Below are 13341 nucleotides of genomic sequence, written 5' to 3'. Positions count from 1 at the left end.
GTGCCGGCTCTGCGGCGAAGGCGCTCTTTCCTTCGGCCCCTGATCGGGGAATCAACAGGCCAGCCGTCAGACAAAGAGGCCTTTTGTAGGATATCTGACAGAGCTGAGCGTGGAGGCATTTCGATATTTGCTGGACCGAGTTCAAGAATTGCCTGAACGGCTGACATTGAACTGTCAGAGTGGGTGCGTTCTGAGCTGCCTCGTCATGTGGTTTCCGCCTGGCCGGAGGACTAATTTCCGAGTGTGCCTATGGCACTGTGCGAAGCGCTTTGGTTCTCTGCGCACCAGCGCCAGTCAAGACCCGGGAGACACCACTCGATGACGGTACCCAACGAGCCTGCCCAGAATCAGTTCCCCGCCGGCCAGTCGCCGATGCCGCCGACGGCTCAGTTCTCGCAGGTGCCCGCCGGGCAGTTCCCGCCGCCCCCGGCAGGTCAGTCTCCGCTGCCGCCCAACCAGTTCCCGCCGTCGCCCACCCCCAAGAAGCGTGCATCCTGGCTACTGCCCACTCTCATCGGGATCGGCGCCGTCGTGGTGCTCTGCTGTGGTAGTGCCGTGGTGGTCAGTCTTACCGCTGATGACAACAAGGTTGATGCCGCCGCCGTTAGCAGTGGCGCACCCGCCGCCACGAACAGCGTTGCCGCGAGCGCAGCGCCACTGGCAGACGAGGCGGTCGCACCCACACCGGCCAAGACTTCGGCGGCTCCCGCAGAGACGAAGCCCAAGGCGGCCGGCATCGGCGACAAGGTACGCGGCGGTGATTTCGAATTCACCGTCAAGAGCGTGAAGTGTGGGATCGCGAAGGTGGGCAGCGAGTTCCTCAACACCAAGGCGCAGGGCACGTTCTGCAGAGTCAGCGTGACGGTCAAGAACGTTACTAAGAAGGCGCACAGCTTCCACGCCGACGGCAGTATTTCCGCGCAGGACGGGAGTGGCCGGAAATACGAGGTCGACGGAGAGGCCGGGATCTACGGCAATGATGACGGGCAAGGATTCCTCGATGAGATCAATCCGGGCAACTCGGTGACCGCGAACGTCTTCTTCGACGTTCCGAAGGGCACCAAGCTCAAGACGATCACCTTGGACGCCGGGCTGTTCACCCTCGCCGAGGACGCCGTCGTCACCCTGTGATCGCCAAACTTCCCGGCGACGACGCCCCGACCGCTGTCACGATGCGCTTGACGTCCGGCCCGTCCATTGAAGTGCCCAACCGACCGTCGCGCTTGGTCGCGCCTCAGTGAAGAGCGAGGCCCCCGGCACACGCCGGGGGCCTCGTCGTTACGGCGCTGCGGGGCAGCCAGCCACCGGCAACTGATCAGCGGGTGGTGGTCAGGCCCTCCAGCATCTCGGCGAGATCGGTGGTCTCTGCCGGTGGTGGCGTCTCGATGGCCACCGCCTTGTCGTAGTCGGTGTAGTCGATCACCATGTCGCCCATCGTGCCCATCACCAGGCCGGCCCGACGTGGGCGGTACTGCTCGTCGACCCACAGGTCGATCTTCAGCTCCTTGACGCCCTGCGTGGCCAGCGCCTTCTCGGTGGCGTCCCGGCGCCTGGCATCGATCTGCTTGAGGTAGGTCGCCACCGGAGTGGTGACGGTGTAGTGGACCGTTGGCACCCCGTTCACCGTCTCCTGCCCCACCACCGTCGTGCCGTCGATGGCGAGCAGCGTCTTGACCTGCTTGACCGGGTCGGCGTCCTCGAACTGCTTGGTGAAGTCCGTGCCTGCCATCTTGCTCAGTCCGGTCAGGTCCATCTTCATCCAGCGCTTCCCACCCGTACCCGTGCGGTTTTCCGCTGGAATCTCGGCGAAGATCACGGCACCGATCATCCGGACGGTGGTCGTGTCGCCCTTCGCGTCGGTCATCTTCATCTCGGCCTTGAGCGGGTCACCCAGGTCGAGGACGCCCTGCATAGAGATCTTCTCGCCGCCCATCGTGCCCGTCATCGTCACGGTCACCGAGTCGGTCTTGTCGGTGGTCTCGGCCGTCTTCAGCAGCGATCCCTTGAGATCACTGGCCAGCAACTCCAGGACGCTGGGCTGCTTCGGCTGCTTCGGCTCGTCCGACGCGCCGGACGTCACACCGCAGGCGGAGACGGCGAACGCGGTGAGCGCCGAGACCGCCACCAGAGCCGGCTTCTTCCAAAAAGACACGTACACGCCTTCCCCCGTAAGAATCTGGGGCGATCCCCAGTAGACCGACGACACGCTAGCCCACGCGGTCGATGCGGGGGCACCGCGTTTTCGCCGATCCGCCCTGATCGAGACGCGATCGTTGATGTCGGGGTATCCGGGTCGACGAGACGCCCCGACATCGCGGATGTCGGCGGTACGGGCGGGAGCGGGTGGTTACTCCGGGACGCGGCGGTAGGCGCCGTCGCTGGCCGAGGTGGCCATCGAGGCGTACGCGCGCAGCGCCGCCGACACCGGGCGTTGCCGATCGGTCGGGGTGTACGGCTTGTCGCGCTTCTCCTCGGCCACCCGGCGCGCCTCCAACTCCTCGGCGGGCACGTTCAGCTCGATCGACCGGCTGGGGATGTCGATGACGACCTCGTCGCCGTCGCGGACCAGGGCGATCAGCCCGCCGGACGCCGCCTCGGGGGAGACGTGCCCGATGGAGAGCCCGGAGGTGCCGCCGGAGAAACGGCCGTCGGTGAGCAGCGCACAGGAACGGCCCAGCCCGCGGCCCTTCAGGAACGAGGTGGGGTAGAGCATCTCCTGCATGCCGGGGCCGCCCTTGGGCCCCTCGTAGCGGATCACCACGACGTCCCCGGCGACCACCTGCTTGGCGAGGATCGCGGTCACGGCGTCGTCCTGCGACTCGTAGACCTTCGCCGGGCCACGGAAGGTCAGGCAGTCGTCCGGCACGCCGGCGGTCTTCACCACGCTGCCCTCGGGCGCCAGGTTGCCGTGCAGGATGGCCAGCCCACCGTCGGCGGAGTAGGCGTGCTCGCGGTCCCGGATGCAACCGCCGGCCGCGTCGGTGTCCAGCGACGACCACCGGTTGGTGGTGGAGAACGGTTCGGTGGTGCGCACCCCGCCGGGGGCGGCGTGGAACAGCTCGACGGCCGTCGGGGTGGGGGAGCCACCGCGCACGTCCCAGTCGGTCAGCCACTGCGCGAGGGAGGGGGAGTGCACGGCGTGCACGTCCCGGTTGAGCTGCCCGGCCCGGTCCAGTTCACCGAGGATCGCCGGGATGCCGCCGGCCCGGTGCACGTCCTCCATGTGGTAGTTCGGCGAGTTCGGTGCGACCTTGGCCAGGCACGGCACCCGCCGGGAGATCGCGTCGATGTCGCTGACGCCGAAGTCCATCTCCGCCTCGCGGGCGGCGGCGAGCAGGTGCAGCACCGTGTTGGTGGAGCCGCCCATCGCCACGTCCAGGGCGACCGCGTTCTCGAAGGCGGCCTTGGAGGCGACAGTGCGCGGCAGCACCGAGTCGTCGTCGCCGTCGTACCACCGCTTGGAGATCTCCACGACGGTCCGGCCGGCCTCGACGAAGAGTGACCGGCGGGCGGCGTGGGTGGCCAGCGTGGAACCGTTGCCGGGCAGCGCGAGCCCGATAGCCTCGGTGAGGCAGTTCATCGAGTTGGCGGTGAACATGCCGGAGCAGGAGCCGCAGGTCGGGCAGGCGGAGCGCTCGATCTCACCGAGCTGTTCGTCGGTGACCGCCTCGTTCGAGGAGGCGATCATCGCGTCGATCAGGTCGATCTTGCTGTGGACGACGCCCTCGATCGCCATCGTCTTGCCGGCCTCCATCGGGCCGCCGGAGACGAAGACGGTGGGGATGTTGAGCCGCAGCGCGGCCAGCAGCATCCCGGGGGTGATCTTGTCGCAGTTGGAGATGCAGACCAGGGCGTCCGCGCAGTGCGCGTTGACCATGTATTCGACAGCGTCGGCGATCAGCTCACGGCTGGGCAGCGAGTAGAGCATGCCGCCGTGGCCCATCGCGATGCCGTCGTCGACAGCGATGGTGTTGAACTCCCGGCCCACCCCGCCGGCCTCGGCGACCGCGTCGGCGACCAGGCCACCCATGTCCTTGAGGTGTACGTGACCAGGCACGAACTGGGTGAAACTGTTGGCGATGGCGACGATCGGCTTGCCGAAATCGTCGTCGGTCATCCCGGTGGCCCGCCAGAGGGCCCGGGCGCCGGCCATCGTCCGACCGTGTGTGGAGGTCCTCGACCGCAGCTCAGGCATGCATACCAGCATGACACCATCGACCCGCCGGGCCACCCGGCTATCTCCCGTGTCCCAACAGATGCACACTCAACCCCCCATGAGGTGCGCCCATCCGGCACTCTTGGAGGCGTGCATTTTCCACCGGGCATGGTCGCTGTCGCGGCGCTCAGCGGCCTCGTCGCCGCGGTGGCCGCTGTGCTGCTGACCCTCGTCGCCCGGCGGCGGACGAGGCCGCGCCGCCCGGCGCACGTGCTGCTCGCGGCGGCCGCCGGGGTCGCCCTGCTCAGCCTCCTGGCCGGGGTGCTCGCCGCCCTCAGTGCGAACGACCACTGGGCCCACGAGCAGGGGCAGCGCACCGGTTGGGCGACAGCGGTGGCGATCGGCACGGCGGTGGCCGGGCTGGCCTTCGCCGCTGGTCTGCTCCGGCTGCCCGGGGTGGCCGCCACCGCCGCGGGAACCGCCCGGCTGGCCCTGGACGGGTTGGTCATGGCGGCGGCGCTGTGGTTCGTCGGCTGGGTGCTCTTCTCCGAGCCCACCCGGTTGCTCGGTGCCGCCACCCCGATGGCCTGCCCGGCGATTCTGGTGGCCACTGTGAGCGCCGCGCTCGGCGCCGGGCTCGTCGTGATCGTCGTCTTCCGGGCCGCCACACCACGTCGACGGCTGGCCGCGCTGGGCACCGGCATCAGCGCGGTGACCTTCGGCGGGCTGGGTCTCAGCGCCGGGCTCTGCCAGGCCGGGCCGACCATGGCCCTGACCGGTGCGGTGGTGCTCGCCGCCGGCCTGCTGACCGTCGCGCTCGTCGTGTACCGGGCCGACCGGCCGGGGCAGGTCGACCTGGACCTGGTCGGTAGCGACGGCGAGTACGCCGTCGCCCCGATGCTGGCGATGGCCGCCTCGGCGATGTACCACCTCGCCCAGGACGGCCGGTTCACCGCCGCCGGCATCGTGGCCGGCAGCGTGGAGGGGTTCGCCCTGGTGGCACGGCAGTACCTCACCCTTCGCGACGTGCGGGGATACGCGGGCCGGCTGGTCGAGCGGGAGGCGCACTTCCGTGAGCTGGCGCACACCGATCCGCTGACGTCGTTGGCCAACCGGCGCGGCCTGCTCCGAGCCCTGCACCAGAACGCCGCGGACCGCAAACCCTGTGTGCTGCTCGGCCTCGACCTGGACGGCTTCAAGAACGTCAACGACATGCGCGGCCACGACGTGGGCGACGCCGTGCTGGCCGAGGTGGGCCGGCGGCTGCGTGGCAACCTGCGCCCCGGTGACGTGGCCGCCCGGTTGGGCGGCGACGAGTTCGCCGTACTCATGCAGGGCCGCGCGGTCGAGGCGGACCGGGTCGCCGAACGGCTCCTCGGGGTGCTCAACCGGCCGTACGACCAGCCGGAGGGGCCGGTCTTCCTGTCGGTGAGCATCGGGGTGGCCGACTGGGCAGACGAGCCGGACGTGGAGTTGCTTCTACGCCACGCCGACCTGGCGCTGCGCTACGCCAAGCAGCGCGGCAAGAACCGGATCGAGCGGTACGACGCCGCGTACGACCAGCTGCTGCGCCGCCGTACGACAGTGGAGCACGAGTTGCGCGGGGCCATCGACCGCGACGAGCTGCGGTTGGCGTTCCAGCCGGTGGCGTCGCTGCCGTCGGTGCGGCCGGTCGGCGCCGAGGCGCTGCTCCGTTGGCACCATCCCGAGCTGGGCAACGTGCGTCCGGACGAGTTCATCCCGCTCGCCGAGGAGTGCGGGATGATCGCCCCGCTCGGCGCCTGGGTGCTGCACCAGGCCTGCTACCAGCTCTCCCGCTGGTTGGCGGACGGGCACGACGTCTGGGTGTCGGTGAACGTCTCCCCGCGCGAGCTGCACGCCCCGGAGTACGTGGTCCAGGTCGCCGAGGCGCTGCGCGCCCACCACGTGCCGCCGCAGCGGCTGGTGCTGGAGGTCACCGAGCACGCCGTCGCCACCGACCTGGACGAGCTGATCCGGCGGCTCACCGCGCTGCGGTTGACCGGTGTACGGATCGCGCTGGACGACTTCGGGGCCGGCTACTCGTCGCTGGGGCAGCTGCGCCGGTTGCCGATCGACATCCTCAAGATCGACCACAGTCTGGTCGCCGAGCACGAGCCGGTCCGCCCGGTCGGCCAGGACGGCCCGGCGTTCGCCCCGATGGTCGACATCGTGATGCGACTGGGTCACCAACTGGGGCTGGAGGTGATCGCCGAGGGGGTGACCACCCCGACCGAGTTGGCCGCCGTGGTGGCCGCCGGATGCCGGTTCGGCCAGGGCGCGCTCTTCGGCTGGGGGGTGCCGGCCGAGCACCTGGAGGCGATGCTGGAGGCGGCCACGTCACCGGGTGCGCGTCCCGCTCAGGTGCCCCCGCCACGTCGGGTTGCGCGCGGGTCTGGGCAGCTCACCCCGCCTGCCGATGGCGCGTCGCAGGCCGACGCGCCGACCTCCGTTAACCAGCATGTGGGATCAGTTGACTCATCGCGTGAGATGCGTCAGGCTTAGCCGCATGTCGTCGTACCGGTCGCTGCGAGTACTTACCTGAGCGCACTCTCCCTCACCGAGAGTGCGCTGGCCCCGTGCATCTGCACGAGGGCCGTTTTTATTGCCATCGGAACCTGGCGAAGCGGGCCTCGCCCGCGTCGCATCGCTTGACTAGCCACCAGCCACTCCAGCCGAAGGCCAGAACCGCCATGACGAGACCCACGCCCGAGACCCTCGCCCACACCGCCCGCCGGGCCCGCGCGGCCGCCGACCCGACCGTCGACGTCGACCAGGCCGCCACGCGCACGGCCACCCCGGCCGTCCCGGCGGTACGGCCCGCCGCCGCGACCCCGATCTCCGGGGCCGGCTCGCTCGTGCGGTCCCTTGAGGCACTCGAGGTCGACGTCGTCTTCGGCATTCCGGGCGGTGCGATCCTGCCGGCGTACGACCCGCTCTACGACTCGACGGTCCGGCACATCCTGGTGCGGCACGAGCAGGGGGCGGGGCACGCGGCGACCGGCTACGCGCAGGCCACCGGCAAGGTCGGCGTCTGCATCGCCACCTCCGGCCCGGGCGCGACGAACCTGGTCACACCGATCGCCGACGCGTACATGGACTCGGTGGCGATGGTGGCGATCACCGGGCAGGTGGCCAGCCCGTTGATCGGCACCGACGGCTTCCAGGAGGCCGACATCCAGGGCATCACCCTGCCGATCACCAAGCACAACTTCCTCGTGCAGAACGCCGAGGAGATCCCCCGGGTGCTGGCCGAGGCGTTCCACCTGGCCAGCACGGGGCGACCCGGCCCGGTGCTTGTCGACATCCCCAAGGACGTGCTCCAGGCGTCGACCACGTTCTCCTGGCCGCCCACGTTGGACCTGCCCGGCTACCGGCCCACCCTGCACCCGCATGGCAAGCAGATCCGGGAGGCGGCGCGGTTGATGGCCGCGGCCCGGCGGCCGGTCCTCTACGTCGGTGGCGGGGTGCTCAAGGCCGGTGCCACCGACGGGCTGCGCCGGCTGGCCGAGCTGACCGGCATCCCGGTCGTCACCACGCTGATGGCGCTCGGGGCGTTCCCCGACTCGCACCAGCAGCACCTGGGGATGCCCGGCATGCACGGCACTGTCGCCGCGGTCTACGGCCTGCAGAAGGCGGACCTGATCGTCGCGCTGGGCGCACGTTTCGACGACCGGGTCACCGGCAAACTGGACTCGTTCGCCCCGGACGCGGCGGTGGTCCACGCGGACATCGACCCTGCCGAGATCGGCAAGAACCGGCACGTGGACGTGCCGATCGTCGGCGACGCCAAGCACGTCATCGACGAGCTGATCACCGCGGTCACCGCCGAGCGGTCGACGGGGCGCACCGCCGACCTCGGTGACTGGTGGACGCAGCTCGACGACCTGCGCAACCGTTACCCGCTGGGCTACGACGAGCCGGTCGACGGGACCCTGTCCCCGCAGTACGTGATCAAGCGGCTGGGCGAGATCGTCGGCCCGGACGCGATCTTCGTGGCCGGGGTGGGCCAGCACCAGATGTGGGCGTCGCAGTTCATCTCCTACGAGAAGCCGTACACCTGGTTGAATTCCGGCGGCCTCGGCACGATGGGCTACGCGGTCCCGGCGGCGATGGGCGCCAAGGTCGGCAAGCCCGACACGGTGGTCTGGGCGGTGGACGGGGACGGCTGCTTCCAGATGACCAACCAGGAGTTGGCCACCTGCGCGTTGGAGGGCATCCCGGTCAAGATCGCCGTCATCAACAACGGCAATCTCGGGATGGTCCGACAGTGGCAGACGCTCTTCTACAACGAGCGCTACTCCAACACCGAGCTCGGCACCCACAAGCACCGCATCCCCGACTTCGTCAAGCTCGCCGAGGCCCTGGGCTGCGTCGGGCTGCGGTGTGAGACCGCGGCTGACGTGGACAAGACCATCGCCGCCGCCATGGAGATCAACGACGCGCCCGTGGTGATCGACTTCGTGGTCGGCAAGGACGCGATGGTCTGGCCGATGGTCGCCGCCGGCACCAGCAACGACGAGATCATGTTCGCCCGTGGCGTCCGCCCGGTCTTCGACGAGGATGACATTTAATGACCATGCACACCCTGTCCGTGCTGGTGGAGAACAAGCCGGGCGTGCTCGCCCGAGTCTCCGGCCTGTTCTCCCGGCGCGGGTTCAACATCGACAGCCTCGCCGTCGGCGAGACCGAGAACCCGGACGTCTCCCGGATCACCATCGTTGTCAACGCGGAGTCGTCCCCGCTGGAGCAGGTCACCAAGCAGCTGAACAAGCTGGTCAACGTGCTCAAGATCGTTGAACTGGATCCGCAGGTCTCGGTTGCCCGGGAGTTGCTGCTGGTGAAGGTTCGCGCCGACCGGTCCGCGCGGTCGCAGGTGCTGGAGACCGTCAACCTGTTCCGCGCCCGGGTGGTCGACGTCGCACCGGACACGCTGACCATCGAGGCCACCGGCACCCCGGACAAGCTCGACGCGCTCCTGCGCGACCTCGAGTCCTTCGGCATCAAGGAAATGGTGCAGTCCGGGCTGGTGGCCATCGGGCGCGGCTCGCGTTCGATCACCGCCGGTCCCGCGCTGCGGGCCGCCTGACCTGCCACCGGTCGGCCCCTGCGGGCCGTCCCGGAATCCATCCGCACAGACCACGACGGGCCGCCCCGGCCGTCGTACGAAAGGGAAGTTCTCATGAGCGTTGAGGTGTACTACGACGACGATGCCGACCTCGGCCTGATCCAGGCCAAGAAGGTCGCGGTGATCGGTTACGGCAGCCAGGGCCACGCCCACGCGCTGTCGCTGCGGGACTCCGGCGTCGACGTGGTGATCGGTCTGCCGGAGGGCTCGAAGAGCCGTCCCAAGGCTGAGGAGCAGGGCCTGCGGGTGCTCACGCCGGCGCAGGCCGCCGCCGAGGCCGATGTGATCATGGTGCTCGCACCGGACACCGCCCAGCGCGGGATCTACGCGGAGTCGATCGCCCCGCACCTCGCCCCCGGCAAGGCGATCTTCTTCGGCCACGGCTTCAACATCCGGTACGGCCTGATCAAGCCGCCGGCCGAGGTGGACGTCGCCATGGTCGCGCCCAAGGGCCCCGGCCACCTGGTCCGCCGCCAGTACAGCGACGGCAAGGGCGTGCCCTGTCTCGTCGCCGTCGAGCAGGACGCCAGCGGCAACGCGCTCGCGCTCGCCCTCGCGTACGCGAAGGGGATCGGCGGCACCCGCGCGGGCGCGATCAAGACCACCTTCACCGAGGAGACCGAGACTGACCTCTTCGGCGAGCAGGCGGTGCTCTGCGGCGGCGCCTCGGCGCTGGTGCAGACCGGTTTCGAGGTGCTCACCGAGGCGGGCTACGCCCCGGAGGTCGCCTACTTCGAGTGCCTGCACGAGCTGAAGCTGATCGTCGACCTCATGTACGAGGGCGGCATCGCGAAGATGCGCTACAGCATCTCCGACACCGCCGAGTACGGCGACCTCTCCCGCGGCTCGCGCATCATCGACTCCCGGGTCAAGGACGAGATGCGCAAGATCCTGGGTGAGATCCAGTCCGGCGAGTTCGCCCGCGAGTGGGTCGCCGAGGACGAGGCCGGCCGGCCCAACTTCACCAAGTGGCAGGCCGAGGGTGCGGCGCACCCGATCGAGGAGACCGGCAAAAAGCTGCGCGGCATGATGAGCTGGGTGGACCGCCCGATCACCGAGACCGCCTGACCCGTTCGACAAGGGAACGGTCCACCAGCGGCCGGCGATCCAGCGCTCTCCCCAGCGCGGGTCGCCGGCCGCTGGCCGCAGCCCTTCCGTCAGCGGCTTTCCATCGCCTCGGCCTCAGAGGTGGCCCAGGCGGCCTTCTCGTACAGCCCGAGGGCCTTGAGAGTGCCGGCGAGCGTGCGTAGCGCGACGACCAGCCGTGGCTGATACCGAACGGGGTCGTGCTTGGCCAGCCAGCGGTAGTGCCCGACGGCCTCCTCGACCGCCGCCACTGCCGCGTCCTGTTCGCGAAGCCCCAGGTGGCACCGGGCGATCACGAACAACAGATTGCCGAGCGTCGGTCGGAACCGCAGTGGCTCCACACGGCTCATGTAGGTCAGGTCCTCGCGGGCACCCGTGGCCAGCGTCAGCGCTTCGGCGAACCGACGATGGGAGGCGAGGGAGTCCGCCAGCCCGCTCATCGCCTCGAGTCGGGCGGGCATGTACTTCAGCCGTTTCCAGAGGGGAAGCCGCCGGAACAACTCGACCGCCTCCTCCCGGGCGGCGAGCGCCTCGGCCGGCTCGCCCAGCACCGCCCGGCAGTAGCCGAGCACGGTGAGGGACCGGGCCAACTCCACCCGCTCACGGGCACCGAGTGGCGCGCACCGTAGCCAGGTCTCTCGGGCCTGGTCGGCGAGCGGCAGCGCGTCGCGGGGTGCGTCGGAGCGGAGTTGCATGGCCACCATCAGCTGCGCCGCGGCCAGGACGACGAGGCCGTCCCGGTCGGTCGCGTCCTCGACGTACCCGATCGCCTCCCGGCCCTGCGCGAGCGCGGATCCCACGGTGCGGTCGTCCGGGACCGAACCCTGCGCGACGAGCGCCCGCGCCAACCCCACCTCGTGCCGGCCCGGCCGGTCCTGGACCAGCCGCCGGTAGAGCGCGACCGCCTCGTCCGCGGCGGCGGTGCGCCGGGGCACGAAGCTGCGTCGGATTTTCACCTGATGGGACCGGGTGACCAACGCCTCGGCCAGCTTCGGACCGAACCGCGCGAGATCGACGCGGGTCAGCTGTCGGAGCAGCGTGATGCGCACGGCGAGCGACAAGGGCGGATCCTCCCGCAGGGGCGTGCCTCCGGTTGTAGTGGTCGCGAGCAACCGTGTCGGTGCGGTGAACGGCCGATGTCCGTCGCTCGACCGGGCGTGTGAGGGCACTCACCCCGAAGACCGGAACACGCCGACCAGCGTGGCCCCTACGATCGCCTGTAGGTGCAGCAGCCGGCACCTGACGGCCACGGCACGGATCAGCGCAGGGCGCAGTGCGGCGCCCCCCGCCGCCCGGGCCGATCGCAAACACGACCTCTACGAGGACCGATGAATCCTGTCGTACTGATCGCCGAAGAACTCGCCCCCGCCGCCATCGAGGTGCTCGCCCACGACTTCGACGTCCGTCACGTCGACGGCACCGACCGTCCGGCCCTGCTCTCGGCGCTCTCCGAGGCCGACGCCGTCATCGTGCGCAGCGCGACCCAGATCGACGCCGAGGCGGTCGCCGCCGCGCCGCGACTCAAGGTGGTCGCCCGGGCGGGCGTCGGGCTGGACAACGTCGAGGTACCGGCCGCCACCGCGCGGGGCGTCATGGTCGTCAACGCGCCCACCTCCAACATCGTCTCCGCCGCCGAGCAGGCCGTCGCGCTGCTGCTCGCCGTCGCCCGTAACACCGCGAGCGCCAGTTCCGCGCTCAAGGCGGGGGAGTGGAAGCGGTCGAAGTACACAGGCGTCGAGGTGCAGGGCAAGACCGTCGGCGTGGTGGGGCTTGGTCGTATCGGGGTGCTCTTCGCGCAGCGCATCGCCGCGTTCGGCACCCGGCTGATCGCGTACGACCCGTACATCCAGCCGGCCCGTGCGGCGCAGCTCGGCGTCCGCCTTGTCGGGCTGGAGGAGCTGCTGCGGGAGAGCGACTTCATCTCCATCCACCTGCCGAAGACGCCGGAGACGGTGGGCCTGATCGGTGAGAAGGAGCTGGCGATCGTCAAGCCCGGCGTTCGCATCGTCAACGCCGCCCGTGGTGGGCTGGTCGACGAGCAGGCGCTCGCGGACGCGATCGCCGAGGGCCGGGTCGCCGGCGCCGGTGTCGACGTGTACAGCAAGGAGCCGTGCACCTCGTCGCCGCTGTTCGCCTTCGACAACGTGGTGGCCACCCCGCACCTGGGCGCCTCCACCCACGAGGCGCAGGACAAGGCCGGTCTCGCCGTGGCCAAGAGCGTCAAGCTGGCGTTGCAGGGCGAGTTCGTCCCGGACGCGGTGAACGTGCAGGCCGGCGGTGTGGTCGCCGAGGACGTTCGGCCGCTGCTGCCGCTGGCGGAGAAGCTGGGCCGGGCGTTCACCGCTGTCGCCGGTGGGGTCGCGGCGAGCGTCACTGTCGAGGTCCGCGGTGAGATCGTCAGCCACGACGTGTCGGTGCTCAAGCTCGCCGCCACCAAGGGCCTGTTCAGCTCCGTGGTCGAGGAGCAGGTCACCTACGTCAACGCCCCGCACCTGGCCGCCGAGCGTGGCGTCGAGGTCACCCTTGCCGCCCTGGCCGAGACGGCCGAGCAGCCGACCCTGGTCACGGTGCGCGGCGCGCTGCCGGACGGTCGGACGGTCAGTGTCTCGGGCACTGTCACCCACTCCGGCGCTCGGGACGTCCTGAAGCTGACCGAGGTGGACGGCTTCGACGTGGAGATCGGCGCGGAGGGCATCCTGCTCTTCCTGCGCTACGCCGACCGGCCCGGTGTGGTCGGCACCGTCGGGACCCTGCTCGGCGAGTCGGGCATCAACATCGCCGCCATGCAGGTGGCTCGTCGGGAGGCGGGCGGTGAGACGCTGATGACGCTCACCGTCGACCAGGCGCTCGGCGCTGAGCTGCTCACCTCGGCCGCCGAGTCGATCGGCGCCACGGCGGCCAGCGCCGCCGACCTGCGCGACGAGTAGTAGACGACAAGCACCGTGGGGGGCCT

At 70.0% G+C, this 13341-nt stretch carries 9 protein-coding genes; 6 read left to right on the top strand and 3 right to left on the bottom strand.

The window, feature by feature from the left end; translation table 11 throughout:
- Positions 1-318 precede the first annotated feature (318 nt).
- Positions 319-1131, top strand: a complete 813-nt coding sequence (locus OH804_RS21625) for a DUF4352 domain-containing protein (RefSeq protein ID WP_406059118.1) — start codon at positions 319-321, stop codon at positions 1129-1131.
- Positions 1132-1315: 184 nt separating this feature from the next.
- On the opposite strand, the gene OH804_RS21620 is transcribed toward OH804_RS21625, so the two are convergent.
- Positions 1316-2152 carry a hypothetical protein gene (locus OH804_RS21620; RefSeq protein WP_406066617.1) on the bottom strand — a complete coding sequence of 279 codons (837 nt, stop codon included), beginning with the start codon at positions 2150-2152 and terminating at the stop codon, positions 1316-1318.
- A gap of 195 nt (positions 2153-2347) precedes the next feature.
- A complete protein-coding gene (gene ilvD / locus OH804_RS21615; protein WP_196921456.1) occupies positions 2348-4195 on the bottom strand; it encodes a dihydroxy-acid dehydratase in 1848 nt (615 codons plus the stop codon).
- Between the two features lie 129 nt (positions 4196-4324).
- Between ilvD and OH804_RS21610 the strand changes: the two genes are divergently transcribed.
- The 4 genes from OH804_RS21610 to ilvC all read left to right on the top strand — a co-directional run bounded on the left by OH804_RS21610 (position 4325) and on the right by ilvC (position 10370).
- Positions 4325-6679 carry a putative bifunctional diguanylate cyclase/phosphodiesterase gene (locus OH804_RS21610; RefSeq protein ID WP_406066615.1) on the top strand — a complete coding sequence of 785 codons (2355 nt, stop codon included), beginning with the start codon at positions 4325-4327 and terminating at the stop codon, positions 6677-6679.
- Positions 6680-6867: 188 nt separating this feature from the next.
- The gene (locus tag OH804_RS21605) at positions 6868-8748 is read left to right on the top strand and encodes an acetolactate synthase large subunit (RefSeq protein WP_196921458.1); all 1881 of its coding nucleotides are present in this window, start codon (positions 6868-6870) and stop codon (positions 8746-8748) included.
- The gene (gene ilvN, locus OH804_RS21600; protein WP_124815780.1) at positions 8748-9263 is read left to right on the top strand and encodes an acetolactate synthase small subunit; all 516 of its coding nucleotides are present in this window, start codon (positions 8748-8750) and stop codon (positions 9261-9263) included. The genes OH804_RS21605 and ilvN overlap by 1 nt, the downstream gene beginning before the upstream one ends.
- Positions 9264-9356: 93 nt before the next feature.
- A complete protein-coding gene (gene ilvC / locus OH804_RS21595) occupies positions 9357-10370 on the top strand; it encodes a ketol-acid reductoisomerase (protein WP_355418356.1) in 1014 nt (337 codons plus the stop codon).
- 89 nt (positions 10371-10459) lie between these two features.
- On the opposite strand, the gene OH804_RS21590 is transcribed toward ilvC, so the two are convergent.
- Entirely contained in the window at positions 10460-11449 is a 990-nt protein-coding gene (locus tag OH804_RS21590) for a hypothetical protein (protein WP_406059115.1), read from the bottom strand.
- Between the two features lie 267 nt (positions 11450-11716).
- Between OH804_RS21590 and serA the strand changes: the two genes are divergently transcribed.
- On the top strand, positions 11717-13315 hold the full coding sequence (serA, locus tag OH804_RS21585; RefSeq protein ID WP_196921460.1) for a phosphoglycerate dehydrogenase: 1599 nt from the start codon (positions 11717-11719) through the stop codon (positions 13313-13315).
- Positions 13316-13341 lie beyond the last annotated feature (26 nt).

It is taken from the genome of Micromonospora sp. NBC_00860 (genome assembly GCF_045207375.1).
GTDB lineage: Bacteria > Actinomycetota > Actinomycetes > Mycobacteriales > Micromonosporaceae > Micromonospora > Micromonospora vinacea.
This window is presented reverse-complemented; position numbering and strand designations above follow the sequence as displayed.

Bases quoted from the DNA above. Each gene is read 5' to 3' on its own strand.
- OH804_RS21625 (WP_406059118.1), top strand. From the start codon at position 319: ATGACGGTACCCAACGAGCCTGCCCAGAATCAGTTCCCCGCCGGCCAG.
- ilvD (WP_196921456.1), bottom strand. From the start codon at position 4,195: ATGCCTGAGCTGCGGTCGAGGACCTCCACACACGGTCGGACGATGGCC.
- OH804_RS21610 (WP_406066615.1), top strand. From the start codon at position 4,325: ATGGTCGCTGTCGCGGCGCTCAGCGGCCTCGTCGCCGCGGTGGCCGCT.
- OH804_RS21605 (WP_196921458.1), top strand. From the start codon at position 6,868: ATGACGAGACCCACGCCCGAGACCCTCGCCCACACCGCCCGCCGGGCC.
- ilvN (WP_124815780.1), top strand. From the start codon at position 8,748: ATGACCATGCACACCCTGTCCGTGCTGGTGGAGAACAAGCCGGGCGTG.
- ilvC (WP_355418356.1), top strand. From the start codon at position 9,357: ATGAGCGTTGAGGTGTACTACGACGACGATGCCGACCTCGGCCTGATC.
- serA (WP_196921460.1), top strand. From the start codon at position 11,717: ATGAATCCTGTCGTACTGATCGCCGAAGAACTCGCCCCCGCCGCCATC.